This window comes from Arthrobacter sp. UYEF3 (assembly GCF_040546245.1).
GTDB lineage: Bacteria > Actinomycetota > Actinomycetes > Actinomycetales > Micrococcaceae > Arthrobacter.
Map to the genome: position 1 here is coordinate 1 of NZ_JBEPNK010000038.1, position 23,913 is coordinate 23,913.

The 23,913-nt window shown below is 66.6% G+C and carries 18 protein-coding genes; 14 read left to right on the forward strand and 4 right to left on the reverse strand.

Annotation, left to right across the window (positions count from 1 at the left end; all coding sequences use genetic code 11):
• Nucleotides 1–170 precede the first annotated feature (170 nt).
• Nucleotides 171–833: a phosphate signaling complex protein PhoU gene (gene phoU / locus ABIB14_RS17685; RefSeq protein ID WP_354237217.1), complete on the reverse strand. Its 663-nt coding sequence runs from the start codon at nucleotides 831–833 to the stop codon at nucleotides 171–173.
• 206 nt (nucleotides 834–1,039) lie between these two features.
• Here phoU and ABIB14_RS17690 point away from each other — a divergent pair, with 206 nt between their 5' ends.
• Nucleotides 1,040–2,254 (forward strand): sensor histidine kinase, encoded by a 1,215-nt coding sequence (locus ABIB14_RS17690; protein WP_354237233.1) that lies wholly within the window; start codon nucleotides 1,040–1,042, stop codon nucleotides 2,252–2,254.
• Nucleotides 2,251–2,931, forward strand: coding sequence for a response regulator (locus ABIB14_RS17695; RefSeq protein ID WP_354237218.1), 681 nt, complete (start codon nucleotides 2,251–2,253; stop codon nucleotides 2,929–2,931). Before ABIB14_RS17690 ends, ABIB14_RS17695 begins: the two co-directional genes overlap by 4 nt.
• Before the next feature lie 136 nt (nucleotides 2,932–3,067).
• On the opposite strand, the gene ABIB14_RS17700 is transcribed toward ABIB14_RS17695, so the two are convergent.
• Entirely contained in the window at nucleotides 3,068–3,643 is a 576-nt protein-coding gene (locus ABIB14_RS17700; protein WP_354237219.1) for a hypothetical protein, read from the reverse strand.
• Nucleotides 3,644–3,990: 347 nt separating this feature from the next.
• Between ABIB14_RS17700 and ABIB14_RS17705 the strand changes: the two genes are divergently transcribed.
• The 6 genes from ABIB14_RS17705 (at nucleotide 3,991) to rlmB (ending at nucleotide 9,035) form a co-directional block, all read left to right on the forward strand.
• Nucleotides 3,991–4,473 (forward strand): CarD family transcriptional regulator, encoded by a 483-nt coding sequence (locus tag ABIB14_RS17705; RefSeq protein ID WP_026266570.1) that lies wholly within the window; start codon nucleotides 3,991–3,993, stop codon nucleotides 4,471–4,473.
• A gap of 157 nt (nucleotides 4,474–4,630) precedes the next feature.
• Nucleotides 4,631–5,449, forward strand: a complete 819-nt coding sequence (gene ispD, locus ABIB14_RS17710) for a 2-C-methyl-D-erythritol 4-phosphate cytidylyltransferase (protein WP_354237220.1) — start codon at nucleotides 4,631–4,633, stop codon at nucleotides 5,447–5,449.
• A gap of 32 nt (nucleotides 5,450–5,481) precedes the next feature.
• Nucleotides 5,482–5,967, forward strand: a complete 486-nt coding sequence (gene ispF, locus ABIB14_RS17715) for a 2-C-methyl-D-erythritol 2,4-cyclodiphosphate synthase (RefSeq protein WP_354237221.1) — start codon at nucleotides 5,482–5,484, stop codon at nucleotides 5,965–5,967.
• 80 nt (nucleotides 5,968–6,047) lie between these two features.
• Complete coding sequence (locus tag ABIB14_RS17720; protein ID WP_354237222.1) at nucleotides 6,048–6,419, forward strand: hypothetical protein; 372 nt, start codon at nucleotides 6,048–6,050, stop codon at nucleotides 6,417–6,419.
• Between the two features lie 42 nt (nucleotides 6,420–6,461).
• Nucleotides 6,462–7,919, forward strand: coding sequence for a cysteine--tRNA ligase (cysS, locus tag ABIB14_RS17725; RefSeq protein WP_354237223.1), 1,458 nt, complete (start codon nucleotides 6,462–6,464; stop codon nucleotides 7,917–7,919).
• A 123-nt stretch (nucleotides 7,920–8,042) separates the two neighbouring features.
• Nucleotides 8,043–9,035 (forward strand): 23S rRNA (guanosine(2251)-2'-O)-methyltransferase RlmB, encoded by a 993-nt coding sequence (gene rlmB, locus ABIB14_RS17730; RefSeq protein ID WP_354237224.1) that lies wholly within the window; start codon nucleotides 8,043–8,045, stop codon nucleotides 9,033–9,035.
• 168 nt (nucleotides 9,036–9,203) lie between these two features.
• On the opposite strand, the gene ABIB14_RS17735 is transcribed toward rlmB, so the two are convergent.
• Complete coding sequence (locus ABIB14_RS17735; protein WP_354237225.1) at nucleotides 9,204–10,010, reverse strand: carbon-nitrogen hydrolase family protein; 807 nt, start codon at nucleotides 10,008–10,010, stop codon at nucleotides 9,204–9,206.
• Nucleotides 10,011–10,128: 118 nt separating this feature from the next.
• Here ABIB14_RS17735 and glgX point away from each other — a divergent pair, with 118 nt between their 5' ends.
• Genes glgX through ABIB14_RS17750 form a run of 3 tightly spaced genes read left to right on the forward strand, consistent with a single transcriptional unit; the run spans nucleotide 10,129 to nucleotide 13,098 of the window.
• Entirely contained in the window at nucleotides 10,129–12,243 is a 2,115-nt protein-coding gene (glgX, locus tag ABIB14_RS17740; RefSeq protein WP_354237226.1) for a glycogen debranching protein GlgX, read from the forward strand.
• Between the two features lie 30 nt (nucleotides 12,244–12,273).
• Nucleotides 12,274–12,735: a guanyl-specific ribonuclease gene (locus ABIB14_RS17745; protein WP_354237227.1), complete on the forward strand. Its 462-nt coding sequence runs from the start codon at nucleotides 12,274–12,276 to the stop codon at nucleotides 12,733–12,735.
• Nucleotides 12,736–12,741: 6 nt separating this feature from the next.
• Nucleotides 12,742–13,098 carry a barstar family protein gene (locus ABIB14_RS17750; RefSeq protein WP_354237228.1) on the forward strand — a complete coding sequence of 119 codons (357 nt, stop codon included), beginning with the start codon at nucleotides 12,742–12,744 and terminating at the stop codon, nucleotides 13,096–13,098.
• Between the two features lie 111 nt (nucleotides 13,099–13,209).
• Here ABIB14_RS17750 and glgP read toward each other — a convergent pair whose 3' ends face one another.
• Entirely contained in the window at nucleotides 13,210–15,828 is a 2,619-nt protein-coding gene (gene glgP / locus ABIB14_RS17755; RefSeq protein ID WP_354237229.1) for an alpha-glucan family phosphorylase, read from the reverse strand.
• A gap of 140 nt (nucleotides 15,829–15,968) precedes the next feature.
• Between glgP and ABIB14_RS17760 the strand changes: the two genes are divergently transcribed.
• Genes ABIB14_RS17760 through ABIB14_RS17770 form a run of 3 tightly spaced genes read left to right on the forward strand, consistent with a single transcriptional unit; the run spans nucleotide 15,969 to nucleotide 23,558 of the window.
• The gene (locus tag ABIB14_RS17760) at nucleotides 15,969–18,050 is read left to right on the forward strand and encodes an alpha-1,4-glucan--maltose-1-phosphate maltosyltransferase (RefSeq protein WP_354237230.1); all 2,082 of its coding nucleotides are present in this window, start codon (nucleotides 15,969–15,971) and stop codon (nucleotides 18,048–18,050) included.
• Nucleotides 18,047–19,840, forward strand: a complete 1,794-nt coding sequence (gene treS, locus ABIB14_RS17765) for a maltose alpha-D-glucosyltransferase (protein ID WP_354237231.1) — start codon at nucleotides 18,047–18,049, stop codon at nucleotides 19,838–19,840. The genes ABIB14_RS17760 and treS overlap by 4 nt, the downstream gene beginning before the upstream one ends.
• A 1-nt stretch (nucleotide 19,841) precedes the next feature.
• Nucleotides 19,842–23,558 (forward strand): 1,4-alpha-glucan branching enzyme, encoded by a 3,717-nt coding sequence (locus tag ABIB14_RS17770; protein WP_354237232.1) that lies wholly within the window; start codon nucleotides 19,842–19,844, stop codon nucleotides 23,556–23,558.
• Nucleotides 23,559–23,913: the final 355 nt, after the last annotated feature.

Consider the following 23,913-nt stretch of genomic DNA (forward strand, 5'->3'; position numbering starts at 1 on the left):
CCCCGCCCCCCCCCCCCCCCCCCCCCCCCCCCCCCCCCCCCCCCCCCCCCCCCCCACACCCCCCCCCCCCCCCCCCCCCCCCCCCCCCCCCCCCCCCCCCCCGGGCCCCCCCCCCCCCCCCCGCCCCCCCCCCCGCCGTCGGACTGTCTGCTGTTGAAACGGCAGAGGCGTCAGCTGTGCTCGATGCTGCTCGGCTGCCACGCGCCGGTGACCAGGTAGGTGACCTTCTGCGTGACGGACACCCCGTGGTCCGCGAAGCGCTCGAAGTAGCGGCTGGCCAGCGCCACGTCCACGGTGGTTGCGGCGGATCCCGGCCAGTCGCTGCGCGCGATCGCCTTGAAGACGCTCAGGTGGAGGTCGTTGACAACGGCGTTGGCCTTGAGGATTTCGCGGGCAACCTCGAGGTCCCGGGTCTCCAGCAGCACGGTAAGCTTTTCTGCGATCTCCAGGTCGTGCTTGGCGAAACTCCTAAAGGTCTCCCGAAGCGTCTCCGGGATGACGTTGGCCGGGTAACGGAGCCTTGCGAGCTGGGCGATGTGCCGGGCCAGGTCGCCCATCCGCTCCAGCGAGGCACTCATCCGCAGCGAGCCCACGATCATGCGCAGGTCGCTGGCCACCGGGCCCTGCAGGGCGAGGATGTCGATGGCACGCTCGTCGAGGCTGTTTTGCAGGAAGTCGATCCGGGCGTCGGCCGCGATGACGTCCTCGGCGAGGTCGATGTCGGCGCCCTCGAAGGAGGTCGTGGCCTTCTCGAAGGCCTCGCTGACGAGTTTCGAGATTTCGATGAGCTGCTCACCGACCTGGGCGAGCTCTTCCTGAAAAACCTTGCGCACTGGTGCGTCCTTTCCTCGGAAACGTCGCCGGGCACCGCAGTGGCCGGCCCGTTTCGTTTCACCGTAGCGGCGTTCAACCTGCCACCCTTCCACTCTCCGGTGAACTGTTACGCCTCTATAGGTGAACGTTAGCTGAACCGGCGCCGCGATCGCACACGTTTCGATTTCCGGCGGGCCGCAGCGCATAAGCTGGAGCTGTGGACCCAATGCTTATCGGCGTGATCGCGGGACTGATCGGCCTGTCGCTCGGCATCTTTGGCGTGCTCGCCTTCCGGGTGAGCGAGCAGCAACGCAAAATCAGTGACGTCGAAACCGACGATCCATCGCTCCCCGACGGAGCCGCCGAGGTGCTCGCCGTCGTCGGGCGCGCCTTCGTCGTGGTGGACGCGGTCGACGGCGTGGTGCGCGCCAGCCCCGCCGCCTACGCTTACGGCCTGGTCCGCGGGCACACCGTGGTGCACCAGCAGTTACTGGAGATGACCGCGAAGGTCCGGCGCGACGGCGTGATCCTGGAGAGGCAGCTCGAGCTGCCGCGCGGCCCGCTGGGCTCGGGAACCATTGTGGTGCAGGTCCGTGCGGCCATGCTCGGAGAGGAATATATTCTGCTGCTCGCTGATGACCGCACCGAGTTCACCCGCACGGAAGAGATCCGCAACGACTTTGTGGCCAACGTTTCGCATGAGCTGAAGACCCCGGTCGGCGCGATCTCGCTGCTGGCGGAGGCGCTGGAAGCCTCGCCCGACGATGAGGAAGCCGTCCGCCGGTTCGCCAAGCGCATGCATAAGGAGTCCACCCGGTTGGCCGCGCTCGTGCAGGACATCATCGAACTCTCCCGCCTGCAGGGTGCCAACGTGGCCCAGCAGGCGCACCCCGTGGACATCAACACGGTGGTCGCAGAGGCCGTGGACCGGTCCCAGCTTCCCGCCGAAAGCAAGAACATCGAGATTGTAGTGGGCGGCCGGGCCGATGCGATGGTCTACGGCGACCAGGACTTGCTCGTCACGGCGTTGCGGAACCTGATCGACAATGCCATCCGCTATTCGCCGGAGAACACCCGGGTGGGCGTCGGGGTGCGGGCCCGGGACGGCCTGGTCGCGGTCTCCGTAACGGACCAGGGGGAGGGCCTCAGCTCCGAGGACCAGGAGCGGGTCTTCGAACGCTTCTACCGTGTGGACAGCGCCCGCTCCCGCCACACCGGCGGCACCGGGCTGGGCCTGAGCATCGTCAAGCACGTGATGGCCAACCACGGTGGCGAGGTGACGCTCTGGTCCCAACCCGGACAGGGCTCCACCTTCACCATCCGCCTTCCGGAGATGGAAGGCCAGGACGAGCCCTCCGCGGATCCCCGACGGCGCTCGCAGAACGCACGACCAGAACGAAGTGACGCCGCCGGCGTCCATGAGCAAGGAGCTAGCGCTTGAGCCGGATTCTTATTGTCGAGGACGAGGAATCGTTCAGTGACCCCCTCTCCTACCTGCTCGGCAAGGAAGGATTCGAGGTGGAAGTCGTGGACAACGGCCTCGACGCCATCACCGAATTCGACCGCAACGGCGCAGACCTGGTGCTGCTGGATCTGCAGCTGCCCGGGCAGTCCGGAACTGAGGTGTGCCGCCAGTTGCGTCAGCGGTCCTCCGTCCCGGTCATCATGCTGACCGCCAAGGATGCCGAGATAGACAAGGTGGTGGGCCTGGAACTGGGAGCCGACGACTACGTCACGAAGCCCTACTCCTCGCGGGAACTGGTAGCCCGGGTCCGCGCTGTCCTCCGCCGCCACGGCGAACCCGAGGAACTGGTCTCCAGTACCGTCCAGGCCGGCCCGGTCCGGATGGACATTGAACGGCATGTGGTGAGCGTCAAGGGCGAGCAGGTGTCACTGCCGCTGAAGGAATTTGAGTTGCTCGAGATGCTGTTGCGCAACTCCGGCCGGGTGCTCACCCGGGGCCAGCTCATCGACCGGGTCTGGGGCTCCGACTACGTGGGTGACACCAAGACTTTGGATGTGCACGTCAAGCGGCTGCGCAGCAAGGTTGAGCCGGATCCGTCGGCGCCGCGGTACCTGATCACGGTCCGCGGGCTGGGGTACAAGTTCGAGCCCTAGCCTGACCGTGCCGCGGCCCGCGGCGCCCCGGAACTCAAAAGCTACAGAACGCAAAAATCCCAGAACGCAAAAGGAGGGGCACCCACGGGTGCCCCTCCTTTTGCCTGTGCGGTCGCGCCGCGGCTGGCGTTGGAGGCTAGTGGCTGCTGCTCGGCGAAGGGGTCGACGACGGCGACGACGGCGTGGCAGCACCCGACGCGGTCCCGGAGCTCGTGGGCTCGGCGGTGGGCAGATACTGCTTGTATTCGGTGAGCGTGCCGTCCAGGACCGGCATCTTGAACTTGGCCTCCAGGTTGGTGACATCCTCGCGGATCGTCACGTCCAACACGGAACCGGGCTTGGCGCCCGTTGTGCTGAGGAGCGCCGGGTCCGTGCTGTCGTTGAGCAGGACATAAGAGTTTTTCTTGACCTGAACCTGGGTCTGGGAACCGCTGGCGCCTTTGAGGGTGAGCAATACGTCCTTGGAGGAGGTGTTGTACACGGCGCCGATCACGCGGCCGGCCTCATTCTTCCCGTCGGAGATGACCATCATGTTGCGGAGCTGGAGCGGGCCGAGGTCAGTGCGCGTTCCGTCCGAAGCGGAGTACTGCACAGAGGTCTGCTGGGGGTTAATGTAGCCGCAACCGGTCACGGACAGCAGGCCAATGCCCAGAGCAGCCGTTGCCATTGCCAGCTTGCCGCGCCGGCCCCGGGTCATCGCAGTGAAACGCACGTCACGCACTCCTTGAGAGTCTTGAAACATTATTCAGGCATAGCCTATCGGCAATAGCCATCAAATGCGGATTCGGGCGAGTCCATCATGACGCGCGCGGGCACCGGCGGCACTGCCTCCGGCCACCGCCGTCGCTCGAAGGGGCGACCTTTGTAATGCTCCCCGTGTGCCGAATTCGTGACCCCTTGGCGGAGGGTTGGCAATGCACTATTATTCGCATCCGTCAAGGGTTTTGGAGAGTCGATTCCTGCGATTTTCCGCGGATTTACGCGGTTTTGGGCCCCGAACCATGGGAGTCATATGCCTTAATCGTGATAAACTGGTTTGCGGGAAAGGGGAATGTCCACATGGTTTTTGAGGTCGGCGAAACAGTAGTTTACCCTCACCACGGTGCAGCAAAAATTGAAGAAATCAAGATGCGCACTGTCAAGGGCGAAGAGAAGATGTATCTCAAGCTCAAGGTGGCTCAGGGTGATCTGACCATTGAAGTTCCAGCAGAGAACGTTGACCTTGTTGGGGTCCGGGACGTAGTGGGCAAGGAAGGCTTGGAGCACGTGTTTGATGTGCTGCGCGCCGAGTTCACTGAAGAGCCCACCAACTGGTCGCGTCGTTACAAGGCAAACCTGGAGAAGCTTGCTTCCGGTGACGTCATCAAGGTGGCAGAGGTCGTCCGCGACTTGTGGCGCCGTGATCATGACCGGGGTCTCTCCGCAGGGGAGAAGCGCATGCTGGCCAAGGCCCGCCAGATTCTGATTTCAGAACTGGCACTGGCGGAGAAGACTGATGAAGAGAAGGCTGCAAGCGTTCTCGACGAGGTCCTGGCTTCCTAGCTAAGAATCGAACCCCGGTGGCGTAACGGCCGCCGGGCTTCTTTTTGCCCAAAATCAGTCCAGCAGACTGGCAAATATTGACCTTCCGGGCCCTGACAGGACAACAACGGCGAGCTGGTTCGGCTGCGGCGGAGCGCCGGGACGTAGTCTTGTCCGCATGAACACTGCATCGACAGCTCACGTCACCGCGGTCATCCTCGTCGCGGCCGGATCCGGCCAGCGCCTGGGCTACGGCATGCCAAAGGCCAAGGTGCCGCTGGGCGGCGACAGTATCCTTACGCACGCCCTGCGCGGCGTAGCCGCAGCGGGCGTTGCCCGGCAGATCTGCGTCGCCATCCCGCCGGGAGACCCGGAACTCCGGGCCCAGTGCGAGGCGTTCGCGGCGGAACTGCAGGCGGAGTATCTCGGCACCGCGGCGCCGGGAGAGGACGGCCAACTGCCCGCGGTTAGCACTGTCGACGGCGGGGCCAGCCGTGCCGACTCCGTGCGTGCCGCGCTTGCGGCGCTCACGCCGGGCACCCAATTCGTGCTGGTCCACGACGCCGCCCGGGCGCTGACCCCGGAATCCGTCTTCCACCGGGTGGCCGCAGCCCTGGCCTCCGGCGCGGTGGCCGTCATCCCCGTGATTCCCGTCGTCGACACCGTCAAGACCGTAGATCACACCCAGGGCCCCGACGCCGAAATCGCCCCGGAGATGGTCACCGGCACCGCGCCGCGCGAAGCCTTGCGGGCAGTTCAGACCCCGCAGGGCTTCGACGCCGCCACCTTGGTCCGCGCCCACGAGGCCGCCGCAGGCTTCGACGCCACGGAGCATGCGGCTGTCACGGACGACGCCATGCTGGTGGAACTGCTGGGCGTACCTGTCTATGCGGTGCGCGGTGCCAGCCAGTCGCTAAAGATCACCACACCGCTGGACCTCATCCTCGCCGAGGGACTCCTCGAGGGCCCACTCGGTGTGCGCTGGGTGGAGGGCTAGGCGTGGCCGTGAACGAGCCGCAGCTTAACCGGATGCCCCTCCCCAGAACCGGCATCGGCATCGACGTCCACGCCTACGCCCCGGAGGAAGCGCCGCAGCCGTTGTGGCTCGGTGGCCTCCGCTGGGACGGTGAACGGGGGCTCGCCGGCCATTCCGACGGCGACCCGGTCGCGCACGCGGCCGCCGACGCGCTATTCTCCGCCTGCGGGATCGGTGACCTCGGCACGCACTTCGGCACCGACCGCCCCGAATACGCCGGGGCCTCGGGCGTCACTCTGCTCGCCGAAGCGGCCCGGATCGTGCGCGCCGAGGGCTTCGAGATCGGGAACATTGCCGTGCAGTTTGTGGCCAACCGGCCCAAGTTCGGTCCGCGCCGGGAAGAGTCGCAGCGGGTCCTCAGCCAAGCCGCCGGCGCACCCGTGAGTGTCTCGGCCACCACCAGCGACGGGCTTGGATTCGCCGGCCGCGGCGAAGGCATCGCGGCTACGGCCACCGCCCTGGTCTACCCCGCCGGCTGAGCTTCGTCGGCTGAGCCGTTCCGGGCTTTCGGGCCTACGCTTAAGGGATTACGCCGTCCGGACTGGTCAGGAGACTTCCCATGAAAAAGCTGCGTCCCGCCGTCGTCCTAACTATCGGAATTACCGGACTTACCGGAACGCTGCTGGCGGGATGCTCCGGTGCGGCCGCACCGCCCGCCACCACCACGCCCAGGATGAGCGTTACCGAAAGCTGCACGTACCTCAACACCGACGCCTTCGTCCCCTCCGGGAGCGACAAGGAAAAAGCCGGTCAGATCAGTGAGCACTACCGGAACGTCGCGGACAAGGTGGCGCCGGAGGTCGCGGAGCCCATCCAGCAGATGGCGGACATCATGAAGCAGGTGGCCGCGAGTTCCACCGGAACCCAGACCCAGGACCAGCTCACCCAGCTCAGGCAGCAGTTGGACAAGATCGGTCAGCACTGCAAATAGGACCGCAGGGCCGGCCTCCCGGGCATCGGCTAATCTGGAGCGGTGACCCTGCGCTTTTACGACACTGCATCCGCCGAAGTCCGCGACTTCGTCCCCTTGGTTCCTGGAAATGTGAGCCTGTACTACTGCGGCGCCACGGTGCAGGGCATGCCGCACGTGGGGCACATCCGCTCCGCGATCGCCTTTGACCAACTCACGCGCTGGCTGGAGTACCGGGGCTTCCGGGTGACAGTGGTCCGCAACGTCACCGACATCGACGACAAGATCCTGGCCAAGTCCGCTGACTCGTTCGGGCCGGACTTCGAGGACGAGCCGGGTTCCGTCCGCGGTGAGGAGTGGTGGGCGCTGGCCTACCGTTACGAGCAGGAATTCCTCAAGGCCTACGACGCCCTCGGCGTCTCCCGCCCCACCTACGAGCCGCGCGCCACCGGCCACATCCCGGAAATGCACGCCCTCATCGCAACGTTGATCGACCGCGGCCACGCCTACCCTGCCCTCGACGAGTCCGGGGACGTTTACTTCGATGTGCGCTCGTGGTCCAAGTACGGCTCCCTGACGCGCCAGAACATCGACGATATGCAGGGTGCTGCGGATGCTGACCCTAGGGGGAAGAAGGATCCGCGCGATTTTGCCCTGTGGAAGGGCCACAAGGACGGGGAACCGGCGACGGCGGGCTGGGGCTCGCCGTGGGGCGCCGGCAGGCCGGGCTGGCACCTGGAGTGCTCTGCGATGGCAAGCAAATATCTAGGTGACGAGTTCGATATCCACGGCGGCGGCCTGGACCTCCGCTTCCCGCACCACGAGAACGAGATGGCCCAGTCGCAGGCCGCCGGCCAGGGATTCGCGAACTTCTGGATGCACAACGGCATGGTCACCTACGCCGGCGAGAAGATGTCCAAGTCCATCGGCAACACCGTCAGCCCGTCGGAGATGCTGCAGCTCGCATCGCCGCGGGTGGTCCGGTACTACCTGGGGCAGGCACAGTACCGTTCCGTGCTGGACTACCGTCCCACGTCGCTGGAGGAGTCCGCCGCAGCCGTCGAACGCATCGAAGGCTTCATCAGCCGCGCCGTTCGGGCACTGTCTGACGGAGGGTCCTACGGCTTCGCCACCTACGGGCAGGTGCCGGAGGCCTTCGAGCGCGCCATGGACGACGACCTCAACGTGCCGCAGGCCCTCGCGGTTGTGCACGAGACAGTCCGGTCCGGCAACACGGCCCTGACGGAGGGGCGGCTGGAGGATGCGCGGCAGGCGCTGCACGAACTTAATGACATGCTGCGCGTCCTGGGCCTGAATTCCGTGGCGTCCGGCCCCGCGGCGGACGCCCGCGAAATGGAGGCCCTCAACGTACTCGTCGAGGCCCAGCTCGCGGCCCGGGCCCTGGCCCGGGCCGACAAGAACTGGGCCACCTCGGACGCCATCCGGGACACCCTCGCCACGGCCGGGGTCGTCGTCGAGGACGGTGCGGACGGCGCAAGCTGGAGCCTCAAGCGGGGCTAAACCGCTGTGCCGCGGCGGGACGAAGGGCGCCGGTCGATGACCCTGCGGTCGAGGATTTAACTCGAGTCAGTAGACTGGAGTTCAGACTTATCAACGAATCGCGTAGTTAAAAGGGTGAAACTCATGGCCAACAACGGTCGCCGCTCGGTCAAAATGAAGAAGGGCCCCACCGTCGGGACCGGGGGCCACGGCCGCAAGGCCCTTGAGGGCAAGGGCCCGACTCCCAAGGCGGAGGACCGTCCGTACCACAAGGCCCACAAGAACAAACAGCTCGCGGACCGCTCGGCAGCCAAGCGGGGTCCGGGCCCGGGTGCCCGCAACGCCGGCGCCCGCTCGGGTCCCAAGGGCCGTGCCACCGAGGAAGTCGTCACCGGCCGCAACTCCGTGGTCGAGGCCCTCCGCGCCGGCATCCCGGCCAAGGCCCTGCACGTCGCCATCCGCATCGAGATGGACGACCGCGTCAAGGAGTCGCTCAAGCTCGCGGCCGAACGCGGCATCCCGCTGCTCGAAACCGGCAAGCCGGAACTGGACCGGATGACCGACGACGCCATTCACCAGGGGCTCGTGCTGCAGATCCCGCCGTACGAATACCAGGACGCCTTCGACCTGGCCGAGGAGACCATCGAGAGCTGGAAGAAGGGCCACGTCGCCAACGCGCCGCTCTTCGTCGCCCTCGACGGCATCACCGACCCGCGCAACCTGGGCGCGATCATCCGCTCGGTCTCGGCGTTCAGCGGCCATGGCGTGGTCGTGCCGGAACGCCGATCCGTGGGCGTCACCGCCTCGGCGTGGAAGACCAGTGCGGGAGCGGCCGTACGAGTCCCCGTGGCCCGCGCCGCCAACCTTAACAGCACGCTCAAGGCCTTCAAGAACATGGGCATCTACGTGCTGGGCCTGGACGGCGACGGCGATGTGTCGCTGCCGGACCTCGCCCTGGCCACCGAACCGGTCTGCATCGTCGTCGGGTCCGAGGGCAAGGGCCTGAGCCGGCTGGTCCGCGAAAACTGCGACCAGATCGTCTCCATCCCGATCGACTCCGCGATGGAATCGCTGAACGCGTCCATGGCCGTCGGCATCTCCCTCTACGAGATCTCCCGCCAGCGCGCCGCCAAATAGCCTTGGCCGTCGTCGGGTCCCGCCGCAACCGGAGTTTTGCCGTCGCTTAGACACCTCCCGGCGCTCCGTTCGGCCGCGGGCGGGCTCCCTCCGCTTTGGTCGGCGACGCGCTCCTGGCAAATCTCCGCTTCCAGCGATTTGCCTCTCCGTGTTGGCGGTGAGTCGTCCCTAGAATCTGTGGCGGTTGGCGAGGACCGGGAGTTTGCTGCGGGCGTCCTGGACGACGGCGGGGTCCAGGTCCGCGAACAGGAGACCGGGGGCGGCGTCGAGCTCCTGCAGGACTTCGCCGAAGGGGGAGACGACGGCGGAGTGCCCGACGCCGGTGGGGGCAGAGCCCTTGGCCTCGAGGCCCTGGCTGGCGGGGTCGCCCTGGCCGCACGCCAGGACGAAGGTGGTGGAATCCACGGCGCGGGCCCGGGACAGCAGCTTCCACTGCTCCACCTTGCGCGGCCCGGCACCCCAAGAGGCGCAGACAATGTTGACCTGGGCGCCGCGTTCCGCGTTTTCCGTGAACAGGGCCGGGAAACGGACGTCATAGCAGGTGGCCAGGCCGAAGGTGACGCCGCCGACGTCGAACGTCACGGGCTGGGTGCCGGCGTCCACTGTGTCCGATTCCGCGAAGCCGAAGGCGTCGAAAAGGTGGATTTTGTCGTAGCTGGCGTCCACTCCGGGACCGGTGGCCAGGAGCGTGTTGCGGACCTTAAGGGCACCGGCCCCGGCCGCCCCCGGGGTGAACATGCCGACCACCACGACGATGCCCTCATCAGCTGCGATGGCGCGGACCTGCGAGGCCCACGGGCCGTCCAAGGGTTCGGCGATGTCCAGCAGCGAGTTGCCGAACGCGCGCATGGTCGCTTCGGGGAAGACCACCAGGTCCGCACCCCCCGCTTTCGCCTGGCGGGCATAGTCCCGCACGAGGGCCAGATTCCGCTCCAGCTCGCGGCCGGTGATGATTTGAGCAAGTGCTATGCGCACAAGTACCTCCAGTTCAGCGCCTCCTCCCAGTATGCGGGTCCTCGACCCTACGCTGCCCATGCCTTGGCCCCAAGAACGAAACGGTGCCCATTTGTCATCCCCGGCTAAGCTTTAAGCGATGGTCAAGCCCTATATCGATTCAGCCACCACCGCGGATCTCTCGCGGCCTTTTCCGCTGGGTGTCAGCGTCCCCCGCACGGGCTCCCCGACGACGGACGATCCCCGGGGCAGCTGCGCGAATGTGGCCGTCTATGCCCCCGGAGTGGACACCTTGGACATCGCCTACCTCGCCCCGGGCGGAAGCTGGCAGCTGGCGCCCCTGCCGAACATCACGGACGGCGTGCACCACGGCATCGTCGAGGGGCTGCCGGCCGGCTCGCGCTACGGCCTGCGCGCTTCGCCACAGGTGGACGCCTTGGCCCTCCCGGTGCCGACGGTGGACTTCGACGCCGACGGCGTGCAGCCGCTGCTGCTGGACCCGTACGGCCGCGGAGTGGATGAACGCGGCGACTCCGTCACCAACGTCCGGATGGCCGGCGACTTCGACTGGGGTGCGGACCAGGCGCCGCAAACCTCTTGGCGCAATACCATCATTTACGAGGCCCATGTCCGCGGCCAGACGATGCTGCATCCGGACATCCCGGAGCACCTCCAAGGCACCTACGCGGGCATGGCGCATCCGGCCATGGTCGAGCACCTCCTCTCCCTCGGGGTCACGGCCGTCCAGCTCCTTCCCGTCCATTTCCACGTGGATGAGCCGCACCTGCAGGACTTGGGCCTGACCAATTACTGGGGTTACAACACGGCGGCGTTCTTCGCGCCGCACCCGGGCTACGCCACCCAGGGGGCACAGGACGCCGGACCGCAGGCCGTGCAGGATGAATTCAAGGGCATGGTCAAGCTCCTTCACGCCGCAGGACTAGAAGTCATTCTCGACGTTGTCTACAACCACACCGCGGAAGGCGGCACGGACGGCCCGACGCTGAACTTCCGCGGCCTCGGCGAGCTGGAATACTACCGCCACGACGGCCACGGAAAATACGTGGACACCACCGGCTGCGGCAACAGCCTGAACTTCGGCGAGCCCCGGGTGGTGCAGCTGGTGCTGGACTCCCTGCGCTACTGGGTGAATGAATTCCACATCGACGGCTTCCGCTTCGATCTGGCCGTCACGCTGTGCCGCACTACCGCGAACGAGTTCGATCCGCGGCACCCCTTCCTGGTCGCGATTGCCGCTGATCCGGTGTTGTCCGAGTCCAAGCTCATCGCCGAACCCTGGGACGTCGGCTACGGCGGCTGGCAGACGGGCCGGTTCCCCGCGGGCTGGGTGGACTGGAACGACCATTTCCGGGATGCCGTGCGCACTTTCTGGCTGGCCGACCGCGCAGCGATCGACGCGGGAGGCCAGGGCGGTTCGGTTGCGCGCCTCGCGGACGCGTTGTCCGGTTCCGCGAGCCTGTTCGCGGCCTCGGGACGGAGCCGGCTGGCCTCGGTCAACCTCATCACCGCCCACGACGGCTTTACCCTGGCGGACCTGGTCTCTTACGACCGCAAGCACAACGAGGCGAACGGGGAGCAGAATCGCGACGGGCACGGCGACAACCGCAGCTACAACCACGGCTTCGAGGGCCGTACCGAAGACGAGGAGGTCCTTTCGAAGCGCGGCCAGACCAGCAGGAATTTGATGGCTTCCCTGATGATTTCCCAGGGTGTGCCGATGATCACCGCCGGTGACGAGATCGGCCGCAGCCAGCAGGGGAACAACAACGCTTACTGCCAAGACAACCCGCTCACCTGGATCGACTGGACCAGCACTCCGGAATCACACTCCATGCTGCGCAGCACCAAGCGCGTGATCCGGCTTCGCAAGGAGTTCCTCGCCGGACAGCCGCACGACTACCCTGCTCGGGACCAAGGGTCCCATTTCCACTGGTTCGATGTCCACGGCGAGCGGATGTCCGGAGACCGGTGGCAGGACCCCGGGCACCGGGTGGTTCAGCTCCTGCTGGGATCCGACAATGGCGACCTGACCGGCCTCGTCGTCGTCAACGGCGGCGCCCAGGACGTCAAGGTCACGCTCCCGGCCATCCCCGACGACGACGACGCCGCCAACCGGCTCTTCGAACTCCGGCTGACCACTTCGGAACTGCACGACCGGCGTCAGGGTGTTCGTATCTCCTCCGGCGAGCGGGACGTGATCCAGGCCAACAGCATCAGCATCTACCGCCTCTAGCGGCCGGCACACCAGGCAGGGGAAGCACGAATGAAGATCACGCGGCTGACAGCCCTGCTTGCCGTGATCATGGGGCTGGTGGTGCTGGCCTTTGTGCTGCTCGGCACCCCGCAGCCCGGTACTGCCCCGCCAGAGGCCGGCCGGACCAGCCCCGCCGCCAGCGCGACGGCGGCCAGGACGCCTGCGGCCGGCGTCGTCAATCCCTCCCGCCTCACCGAAATCATGGCGTCCGAACTGCCGCCCGAAGCACGCCAGACGCTGAACCTCATCTCCAAGGGCGGCCCATACCCCTATCCCCGCGACAATGTCCCGTTTGGGAACTTTGAAAGGATCCTCCCGCAGAAGCCGTCCGGGTACTACCGCGAATTCACCGTGATAACCCCGGGGGAGTCGGACCGGGGCGCCCGCCGGATCGTGGTGGGCGGCGGCAGCGAAAAGTACTTCACCGCCGACCATTACGGATCGTTCAAATTCATCGCCGAAGGCAAGTAGGAGCCCATGAAGATTTTCTCCGCCGACACCTGGACCCTCGAAGAATTACGTGAGCAGGTGAACGACGCCGGCCGCCGGGCCCTGCTGGTCCCCGCGGCGGACGCCAAGAAGGGCGTGCTGCTGGCCTTCGGCGGGGCGCTGGCTTTCCCCGAGCACTACGGCTTGAACCTGGATGCCCTTAACGACTCGCTGAACGACTTCGCCGACAACGTCACTGAGCACGGCCAGGCCCCGGCCACCATCATCTGGCAGGTCCCGGCCGTCTTCCGGGCCGACCGCTCCTTCGGAGTGATCTGCGAAATCCTGCAGGACGCCGAACGTTACGCCGGCACGGATCTCGCCGTCATCGCCGTCTGCCTATAGCTGGCTTAACGGTCAGCGGTTCGCAACCGGTTATCCGGAAGCGTGCGTCTAAGCGAGGAACGAGCGAGCACGCGGAGGATGACCGGTTGCGAACCGCCGAGGAGCCACAGGTCAGGCGTTGACGATCAGTCCCAGTTCGGCCTTGGACGCCAGTCCTTCATGCTGGGGCAGCACCCGGACGGTGTAGCCGAAGGATCCGGACCGGTCAATGACGAGGGTGCCGCTGAACAGGTACCGGCCCTTGCCGAGGTCTTCCAAGGACTGCAGTTCCGCGACGGTGACGTTAGTCAATTCGTCACTGTCCTCGGCGCGGCCGTAGGCTACCTCGACCGAAACATCCTCCGGTAGCAGGGTGCTGAGCGCCACGTACGCATTTACCTGCAGGTAGTCGCCGATCTGCGGGTCCTCGGAGACACCCACCGAGTCCACGTGTTCCACCTGGATCTGGGGCCAGGCCGCGCGGATCCGTGAGCACCAGGCGGCAAGGCCCTTCGCCTCGGCGAAGTTGTCCGCCGAGGCGTCCCGGCCGGCGATCGCGGCGGGCCGGTAGAGGACGTTGACGTAATCCTGCAGCATCCGCTCCGCGGACACGGCCGGGCCCAGATGCGCCAGGGTGTGCTTGATCATTGAGACCCAGTGCGTGGGGACTTCCTGCGGCCCGGACTGCGAGGGGCCGGCGGCGCCGGCCCCCGCGGAGACCGTGAGGCCGTAGAACTTCGGCGCCACCTGGGTTTCCAGGAGCTCGTACAGGGCCGCGGCTTCGATGTCGTCGCGCTCGTCGGGGGACGCGTCGTTGTTCGCCGTCGGAATCGCCCAGCCATTCTCGCCGTCGTACATCTCGTCCCACCAGCCGTCCAGCACGGAGAGGTTGAGGGAGCCGTTCAGGGCCGCCTTCATGCCGGACGTTCCGCACGCCTCGAGCGGGCGGAGCGGGTTGTTGAGCCACACGTCGCAGCCGGGGAACAAGGTCCTGGCCATGGCGATGTCATAGTTGGGCAGGAACGCGATCCGGTGCCGGACCTCGGGGTCGTCGGTGAAACGGACCAGGTCCTGGATCATTTTCTTGCCGGCATCGTCGGCCGGGTGCGACTTGCCCGCAATGACCAGCTGGATCGGGTGGGTCTTGTGCAGCAGCAGCGCCTTGAGCCGTGCCGGATCCCGCAGCATCAGCGTCAGGCGTTTGTAGGTAGGCACCCGCCGGGCGAAGCCGATTGTCAGGACATCAGGATCCAGCACCGAGTCGGTCCAGGACAGCTCGGCGTCCGCGGCGCCACGCGTTTTCCAGGCGGCCCGGAGCCGACGACGGACGTCCTCGACCAGGGAGACGCGCATTTCGCGGCGCAGCGCCCACACGGCTTCGTCGCTGACGTTATAGGCCAGGTCCCAGCGGCCCTGGGTCTCGGCGTCGGAGCCGAAGTGCTCGCGGGCCAGCTGGGAGACCCTCGGGTCCACCCAGGTGGGCACATGGACGCCGTTGGTGACCGAGGTGATGGGCACCTCGGAGTGATCGAAACCCGGCCAGAGAGCGGAGAACATGCCCCGGGAGACGACGCCGTGCAGCTTCGCCACGCCGTTGGCCCGCTGGGCCAGCCGCAGCCCCATCACGGCCATGTTGAAGACGAACGGGTTGCCATCGGCATAATCTTCGCGGCCCAGGTCCAGGATCTTCGCGATCGGAACGTCGGGAGCCAGCCCGGCGGCGAAGAAATGCTCGATCTGCGACGTCTCGAAGCGGTCAATGCCGGCCGGCACGGGAGTGTGCGTGGTGAACACCGTGGAGGCGCGGCCCGCGGTCAGGGCTTCGTCCCAGCTGAGGGGGCTCTCCCCGGACATCAATTCCTGGATGCGTTCGACCCCCAGGAAACCGGCATGGCCCTCATTGGTGTGGAAAACCTCCGGTGCGGGGGCGCCCGTCAGCCGTTGGAAGGCCCGCAGCGCCTTGACCCCGCCCATCCCCAGCAGGAGCTCCTGCTGGAGCCGGTGGTCGCCGCCGCCGCCATAGAGACGGTCCGTGATGCCGCGCGCCGCGTCGTCGTTCCCTGCAACGTTGGAGTCCAGCAACAGCAGCGGGACACGCCCGACGTCGGCCCGCCACACGTGCGCCAGCAGGCGGCGGCCGTTGGGGAGCGGAAGCGAAATCAGGACGGGGCGGCCGCTGTTGTCCGGGGAGGCCTCGCGGAGCAGGGTCAGCGGCAGGCCGTCGGGGTCCAGAACGGGGTAGGTCTCCTGCTGCCAGGCGTCGCGGGACAGCGACTGCTTGAAGTAGCCCGCCTGGTACAGCAGGCCGACGCCGATCAGCGGGACGCCCAGATCCGAAGCTGCCTTCAGATGGTCGCCGGCCAGGATTCCGAGACCGCCGGAGTACTGCGGCAGGACCTCGGTGATGCCGAACTCGGGTGAGAAGTACGCAATGCAGCGGGGCGCGTCTTCGCCCAGGCTCTGGTACCAGCGGGGTTGCTCCAGGTAATGATCCAGGTCCTGGGCGGCGGCATGGACCCGGCCCACCACGTCCTGGTCCGCGGCGAGACGCTGCAGCTCCTCCCGGCTGACCAGGCCGAGGAAGGTCACCGGGTCGTGTTCACTCTCAGCCCAGACCGCCGGGTTGAGCTGTTCGAAGAGCTCCCGGGTGGGCAGGTGCCACGACCAGCGCAGGTTGGTGGCGAGCCGCGCCAAAGGCCGGATCGATTCGGGAAGAACAGTTCGGACGGTAAATCTGCGGATAGCCTTCACCTGCGAAACCCTAACGGACAATTGCAGGGCCCCGAAACCGCTGTGGGTTTCTTTAAGGTAAATGTCGGGTGGCCGCCGTGACTCGGCCAAAAACTGAGCAACCTTAGCAATCTCTGCGATTTGTAGATAACGTCGAGCCTGTGACGACTAACTCGCGAACCAGTGCCGTGTCCAAGCAAAAGCCGAAGGCCCTGATCACGGATGGGCTCAAATTCGGCAGATTTCCGATCACCGGCGTGGAGCCTGCGGTCGAAGACGGGAAATTCCCCGCCAAGGCCGTTGTGGGCGAGAGTATCGTGGTGGGCGCCACCGCATTCCGGGAGGGCCACGACATGCTCGGCGTCAGTGCCGTGCTCCTGGACCCGCGGGGCAAGGAGCGGCAGCGCGTCCGCCTGGCACCGCCGCGCGGCGACCGGGGTGCCGGCACCGACCGCTGGGAAGGCCGACTCACCCCCTCCGGCACCGGCCGGTGGTCCTTCGTCATTGAGGCCTGGCATGACCGCTACGGCACGTGGCACCACAACGCGGAGGTCAAGGTCGAGGCAGGCATCGACGTCGAGCTGATGCTGGCCGAGGGCGCCGCGCTGCTGACCGCGGCGTCCGAGGAGGCCGCCCGCCCCTCCGCCGACCGCCGGACGCTGCGGATCGCCGTCGTCGGCCTAGTGGACAGCACGAAGACACCCGAGGAGCGCCTGGCCGCCGGCTTCAGCGCCGATGTGGCAGCAGTCATCTCCCGGCAGCCGATCCGCGAACTGGTGACGGCCTCCGAGCCCTACCCGCTGCTGGTGGAGCGTGAACTCGCCGGACGCGGCGCCTGGTACGAGTTCTTCCCGCGCTCCGAGGGCGCCGTGCGCAACCACGAGACCGGTGAATGGACCTCCGGGACGTTCCGCACTGCCGCGAAGCGCCTTGATGCTGTCGCCGCGATGGGCTTCGACATCATCTACCTGCCGCCGATCCACCCGATCGGTACCCAGCACCGGAAGGGCCCGAACAACACCCTGCTGGCAGGCCAGCAGGACCCCGGTTCCCCGTGGGCGATCGGTGCAAAGGAGGGCGGCCACGACGCCATCCACCCGGATCTCGGGACCTTCGCGGACTTCGACGCCTTTGTGACACGGGCCGGCGAACTGGGGCTGGAAGTGGCCCTGGACCTCGCGCTGCAGGCCGCCCCGGACCATCCGTGGGTGCAGAGCCATCCCGAATGGTTCACCACCCGCGTGGACGGCAGCATCGCCTACGCCGAAAACCCGCCGAAGAAATACCAGGACATTTTTCCGCTCAACTTCGACAACGACCCCGCCGGACTGGCCAACGAGATCCTGCGGATCGTCCAGCTCTGGATCAGCCACGGGGTGAAGATCTTCCGCGTGGACAACCCGCACACCAAACCTGTCTGGTTCTGGGAATGGCTGATCGCCAAGGTCAACAAGAAGAACCCTGACGTCGTCTTCCTCGCGGAGGCTTTCACCAGGCCGGCCATGATGCACGCGCTGGGCCGGGCCGGATTCCAGCAGTCTTACAGCTACTTCACCTGGCGCAACACCAAGGAGGAACTCGAGGAGTACTTCCAGGAGATCAGCCACGAATCCCCGGCCTACTTCCGGCCGAATTTCTTCGTCAACACCCCGGACATCCTTACCGAGTACCTGCAGTTCGGGGGCCCGGCTGCCTTCAAAATCCGCGCCACGCTCGCCGCCACCGCCAGCCCCAGCTGGGGTGTCTACGCCGGGTACGAGCTGTACGAACACGTGGCCCGGCCGGGCGCGGAGGAGTACATCGACAACGAGAAGTTCGAGTACAAGGACCGCGACTGGGATGCGGCGGCGGAGTCCGGACGGAACCTGGCCCCGTACCTGACCCGGCTCAACGCCATCCGGCACGCGCACCCGGCCCTCGGCGACCTGCAGAACCTGACCCTGCACGCCAGCACCGACGACGCCACCATCGTCTATTCGAAGCACAAGACGCTTCCGGACGGCACCAAGGACACGCTGATCTTCGTGGTCAACGTGGATCCGCACAGCACCCGGGAAAGCACGGTGTCGCTGGACCTGGCGGCCCTCGAACTGGAGCCGGACAACCTGACGCACAACGGCGGCTTCATCGTCGATGACCTGCTCAGCGGTGAAAGCTGGGAATGGGGCGAGTACAACTACGTACGCTTAGACGCCCACGTCGAACCCGCCCACATCCTTAGCATCCGGAGGCAGCGCCAGTGAGTTTCAGTCCTAGCAGTTCCAACCAGTTCACGCCGAAGGGGTCCTTCGAATTGAACGCGCCCGGCCTCCAGCACGATCCGCTCTGGTACCGCAAGGCGGTCTTTTATGAGGTCCTGGTGCGGGGTTTCGCGGACGGCAACGGCGACGGATCCGGCGACTTCCACGGGCTGATCGAAAAACTCGACTATCTCCAGTGGCTCGGCGTCGACTGCCTCTGGCTGCCGCCCTTTTTCCAGTCACCGCTGCGGGACGGCGGTTACGACATTTCGGACTATAACTCCGTGCTGGACGAATTCGGCACCATCAGCGATTTCAAGCGGCTCGTCGCTGAGGCCCATGCCCGCGGCGTCCGGGTCATCATTGACCTGCCGCTGAACCACACCTCAGACCAGCACCCCTGGTTCCAGGAGTCGCGCAAGGACCCGGACGGCCCGTTCGGCGACTTCTACGTCTGGAGCGACACGGACGAGAAATACCAGGACGCCCGCATCATCTTCGTGGACACGGAGGAGTCCAACTGGACCTTCGATCCAATCCGGCGCCAGTTTTTCTGGCACCGGTTCTTCAGCCACCAGCCGGATTTGAACTTCGAAAATCCCAAGGTCGTTGACGCCCTCTTCGACGTCGTGCGGTTCTGGCTCGACCAGGGCATCGATGGTTTCCGCGCGGACGCCATTCCGTACCTGTTCGAAGAAGAGGGAACCAACTGCGAGAACCTGCCGCAGACCCACGAATTCCTGCGCAAGTTACGCAAGATGGTCGATGAGAGTTACCCGGGCCGTGTGATCATCGCCGAGGCCAACCAGCCGCCGGCCGAAGTGGTGGAGTACTTCGGCAGCGAGGAGGAGCCGGAATGCCACATGGCGTTCCACTTCCCGATCATGCCGCGGCTGTACTACGCGCTGCGGGACCAGAAGGCCGCCCCGATCATCCAGACCATGAAGGACACCCCGGACATTCCCGAGGGCGCCCAGTGGGGCACCTTCCTGCGCAACCACGACGAGCTGACCCTGGAAATGGTCACGTCGGACGAGCGCGCCGCGATGCTGGGCTGGTACGCGCCGGACCCGCGGATGCGCGCCAACATCGGTATCCGCCGCCGGCTGGCCCCGCTGCTGGACAACTCCCGCTCGGAGATCGAACTCATCAATGCCCTGCTCCTCTCGCTCCCGGGGAGCCCGTTCCTGTACTACGGCGACGAGATCGGCATGGGCGACAACATCTGGCTCGAGGACCGCGACGCGGTCCGCACCCCGATGCAATGGAACCCGGACCGAAACGCCGGGTTCTCCCATGCCGACCCGGGCAAGCTGTACCTGCCGGTGATCCAGTCGCTGGTCTACAACTACAGCATGGCGAATGTCGAGGCGGAGGCGGCACACTCAGGGTCGCTGCTGCGCTGGACGCGTCAGATCCTCAGCGTCCGCAAGAACCATCCCGCCTTCGGGCTGGGCACATTCCAGCACATCGAGGCGGACCACGACGTCGTCCTGGCCTACCTGCGTGAGCTGCCGGCAGGCAACGCCGCCGGAGAGGATCCTGAGAGCATCCTGTGCGCCTTCAACCTGTCCCAGCACCCGGTGGCCACCACGCTGAAGGTGCCGCAGTACGCCGGCCGGGGCCTGCGCGACGTCTTCGGCGGCCAGGCGTTCCCGGCCATTGCCGACGACGGGACGCTGACCCTGACCCTGGGCAGCCACGATTTCTTCTGGCTGCGGATCCGGGCGTCCACCTCCAACCCGGCCTCACCCAACACCACGGCGATGCCTATCCTGTCACTCGAAGGCTGATATGACTCCGCCCATTTTCCCCCCGCCACTGGATGCCCTGCTCCGCGGTTGGCTTCCGCGGCAGCGCTGGTTCCCCGTCAAAAGCGCGCATTTCGGCTTCGAACCGGTGGGCCGCGTGCGCCTTGACGGCGGTCCGGGAGCCGGACAGCCGGGGGACGGGGCCGGGCTTGAGATCCTGCTGCTGGCTGTCACGTACCCGACGGCGGACGGCAACCGCACCGACGTCGTCCAGGTGCCGCTCAGCTACCGCCCGCTGCCGCTGGCCGGCGCCGGAGCGGCGCTGCTCGGTGAGGTCCCCGCCGACGGTGTCGATCAGGGCCGCCGCTGGATCTATGACGGCGTCCACGACCCGGCCTTCATCGCGGCCTGGCTGCAGTTGATGCGCGCACGCGCCGGCAGCGCGGACGGTGCCGCCGTCGGCCACCTGGTGGAATCGGACTACCGCCTGCCCTTCGCCACCGGAAAGGTCCGGGTGCTCTCCGGCGAACAGTCCAACACTTCGGTGATAGTGGACGACGGTGACTCTGCCGCGATCCTCAAATTCTTCCGGGTGCTCTCCGAAGGGCAGAACCCCGAGGTCGAGATCGGTGCGGCACTGACCGCGGCGCGCACCGCCGAGGTGCCCGCCACGCTGGGCTGGGTCACCGGCGACTGGACGGTCCCGGCCCCCGGCGCCGGCGCCGGGCCGGCCGGGACTTCCGCCGGCGGCCGCCCGGTCCGCGGCGAACTCGCCGTCGCCCACGAATTCCTCGGCCGCGGCCGCGACGCCTGGCGCTTGGCGGTGGATGCGGCCAGCACCGGGACCGATTTCAGCGCCGAGGCCCGCGCCCTGGGCGTCGCCACGGCCACGGTGCACCGCCGGCTGGCCGACGCGTTGGGCACTGCGGCCGAGCGAGTGCCGGGCGGGGACATCGCGACCGCTGTCGCCCGGCGGGTCCGGCAGTCGTGGGCCGAGGCAGGCGCCGCCGTCGGGCCCTTCGGCGATGAACTGGAGGCACTCCTGTTGAGCCTCGAGGGCAGCAGCGTCGGGCCTTTGCAGCGGATCCACGGAGACCTGCACCTCGGCCAGATCCTGCAGGTGCCCGGTGGGTCAGGGACAGCCGTGCGCTGGGCGATCCTGGACTTTGAGGGCGAACCGCTGCGGCCGATCTCCGAACGCAACGTCCCGGACGTGCCGCTTCGCGACGTCGTCGGCATGTTGCGGTCTTTCGACTACGCGGCCGGCGCGGCTGTCCGCGAGTACGACGGCGCCGTCGTGCCCGCAGGCTGGGTGGACGACTGCGCCGTGGCTTTCCTGGCCGGCTATGCGGAGGTCACACCCGGCAGCATCAACCGCGACTCCCCACTGTTCGTCGCGTTGTGGCTCGACAAAGCCCTCTATGAAGTTGTTTACGAACTGCGGAACAGGCCGGACTGGCTTGCTATACCGGTCAACGCGTCCCGCAGTCTCCTCGGCAGTACAGGTTCCGGCGCTCTCGCCGAAGCCGCAGCGGAAGGTAACAAAATGACAGGTTCAGCACGTACCGATCGACCCGGCGTCCCGATGCCGGTAGACGCGGAGACCCTAGCGCGGGTCGGCGCCGGAGAGCACCACGCGCCGCATTCGGTCCTGGGTGCCCACCTTGACGACTACGGCCATGTGACCATCCGCACCGTGAAGCACCTCGCCGAGTCCGTTTCCGTGGTGACCGCGGCCGGCAGCGTCCCGATGTCGCACGAATCCAGCGGCGTATGGGTGGCCGTGCTGGAGCCCGTGGACGAGGGTCACGTGCCGGATTACCGGCTCGAGGTCAGCTATGAGGGCCAGGCCCCGCAGCAGGCGGACGACCCCTACCGCTACCTGCCCACGGTCGGGGAGATCGACCTGCACCTGATCGGCGAAGGCCGCCACGAGCGCCTCTGGGATGTCCTGGGCGCGCATGTCCAGCACTACAAGTCGGGCCTGGGCGACGTCGACGGGGTGTCCTTTGCGGTGTGGGCACCGAACGCCGAGGCCATGCGGGTCAAGGGCGACTTCAACGGCTGGGACGGCCGGGAATTTTCCATGCGCTCACTCGGCTCCTCGGGCGTGTGGGAACTGTTCATCCCTGGCGTTGTGGCAGGGGCGTGCTACAAGTTCGAGATCAAGACCAGGCATGGCTACTGGGTGGAGAAGGCAGACCCGCTCGCCTTCGGCACGGAAGTCCCGCCGCTGACCGCCTCCCGCGTCGTAGAGCCCTCCTACGTTTTCCGGGACGCCGAATGGATGGAGGCCCGCGCCGCCCGGGATCCGCACAACTCGCCGATGAGTGTCTACGAAGTCCACCTGGGCTCCTGGCGCGTCGGGCTCGACTACCGCCAACTGGCCAAGGAGCTCGTGGAGTACGTCAAATGGCTCGGCTTCACCCACGTGGAGTTCATGCCCGTCGCCGAACACCCCTTCGGCGGATCGTGGGGCTACCAGGTCACGTCCTACTTCGCACCGACCTCGCGCTTCGGGCACCCGGACGAGTTCCGGCACCTCGTGGACGAACTGCACCAGGCGGGCATCGGCGTGCTGCTGGACTGGGTCCCGGCGCACTTCCCCAAAGACGAGTGGGCACTGGCCCGCTTCGACGGCGGGCCCCTGTACGAGCACTCCGACCCGAACCTGGGCGAGCACCCGGACTGGGGCACCCTGATCTTCGACTTCGGCCGGCGCGAAGTCCGCAACTTCCTGGTTGCCAACGCGCTCTACTGGCTGGAGGAATTCCACATCGACGGCCTGCGCGTCGACGCCGTGGCTTCGATGCTCTACCTCGACTACTCCCGCGAGGAAGGCCAGTGGCAGCCCAACCGTTTCGGCGGCCGGGAGAACCTCGAAGCGATGTCCTTCCTGCAGGAAGTCAACGCCACGGTCTACAAGAAAAACCCCGGTGCGGTCATGATTGCCGAGGAATCCACGGCCTTCCCCGGCGTCACCGCTCCCACCAGCCAGGGCGGCCTGGGCTTCGGGATCAAGTGGAACATGGGCTGGATGCACGACTCGCTGAAGTACATGGCCGAGGACCCGTACAACCGGAAATGGCACCACGGCACCGTGACCTTCTCTATGGTCTACGCCTACACGGAGAACTTCCTGCTGCCAATCAGCCATGACGAGGTGGTGCACGGCAAGGGCTCGATGCTGCGCAAGATGCCCGGCGACCGCTGGAAGCAGTTGGCCAACCTGCGCGCGTTCCTGGGTTACCAGTGGGCCCACCCCGGCAAGCAGCTGATCTTCATGGGTACCGAGTTCGGGCAGGAAGCGGAATGGTCCGAGCAGCACGGACTGGACTGGTGGCTGGCAGATATCCCCGCACACCGGGGCATCCAACTCCTCACCAAGGACCTGAACGAGCTCTACAGTTCCACCCCCGCCCTATACGAACTGGACAACCATCCCGACGGCTTCCAGTGGATCAACGGCGGCGACTCTGACCGGAACGTCCTGACCTTTATCCGGCGGGACGCCGCCGGCAATCCTCTGGTCTGCGCGCTGAACTTCTCCGGCGCCCCGCACGCGGACTTCCGGCTGGGAGTACCGGCCGCGGGCCAGTGGCAGGAAGTGTTGAACACCGACGCCGCTGCCTACGGGGGTTCTGACGTCCTGAACGTCGGACCCCTGACAGCGTCCGACGACGGCAGCGACGGCCAGCCGGCCACGCTCAGCGTGACGCTGCCCCCGTTGGGTGCCGTGTACTTCAAGGCGCTCGGCTAATAGCGGGCCGAGTACCGGGAAGGCCCGGAACCCTTGCGGTTCCGGGCTTTTTCGTGCCGCGGTTGTGTCCGGCAGCCGTGCCAGATTCTTGCGGGAGGGGCACCTCTCTGGGGCCGTTTTGTCAGCCGGCCAAAGTGGTGGTAGAGTTTATTTCCGCGCTGCTCCCCGGAGTTGATCCGCAAAGAAGACCACGAAGCCTACGGGAACACTGAGTTGGAAACGCTGATTTGACTAGGGTGAAGTGCGCGGGTAAGTTTGGGAAGTTGCTCCGGAGCGATCTGCGGCCCTGTGGGGTTGTGGTGGTGCCGGGTGTGTCTGTTGTTTGAGAACTCAATAGTGTGCCAAGTTTGTTGAT

Bases quoted from the DNA above. Each gene is read 5' to 3' on its own strand.
- ABIB14_RS17690 (WP_354237233.1), top strand. From the start codon at position 1,040: ATGCTTATCGGCGTGATCGCGGGACTGATCGGCCTGTCGCTCGGCATC.
- ABIB14_RS17705 (WP_026266570.1), top strand. From the start codon at position 3,991: ATGGTTTTTGAGGTCGGCGAAACAGTAGTTTACCCTCACCACGGTGCA.
- ispD (WP_354237220.1), top strand. From the start codon at position 4,631: ATGAACACTGCATCGACAGCTCACGTCACCGCGGTCATCCTCGTCGCG.
- ispF (WP_354237221.1), top strand. From the start codon at position 5,482: ATGCCCCTCCCCAGAACCGGCATCGGCATCGACGTCCACGCCTACGCC.
- ABIB14_RS17720 (WP_354237222.1), top strand. From the start codon at position 6,048: ATGAAAAAGCTGCGTCCCGCCGTCGTCCTAACTATCGGAATTACCGGA.
- rlmB (WP_354237224.1), top strand. From the start codon at position 8,043: ATGGCCAACAACGGTCGCCGCTCGGTCAAAATGAAGAAGGGCCCCACC.
- glgX (WP_354237226.1), top strand. From the start codon at position 10,129: ATGGTCAAGCCCTATATCGATTCAGCCACCACCGCGGATCTCTCGCGG.
- ABIB14_RS17745 (WP_354237227.1), top strand. From the start codon at position 12,274: ATGAAGATCACGCGGCTGACAGCCCTGCTTGCCGTGATCATGGGGCTG.
- ABIB14_RS17750 (WP_354237228.1), top strand. From the start codon at position 12,742: ATGAAGATTTTCTCCGCCGACACCTGGACCCTCGAAGAATTACGTGAG.
- ABIB14_RS17770 (WP_354237232.1), top strand. From the start codon at position 19,842: ATGACTCCGCCCATTTTCCCCCCGCCACTGGATGCCCTGCTCCGCGGT.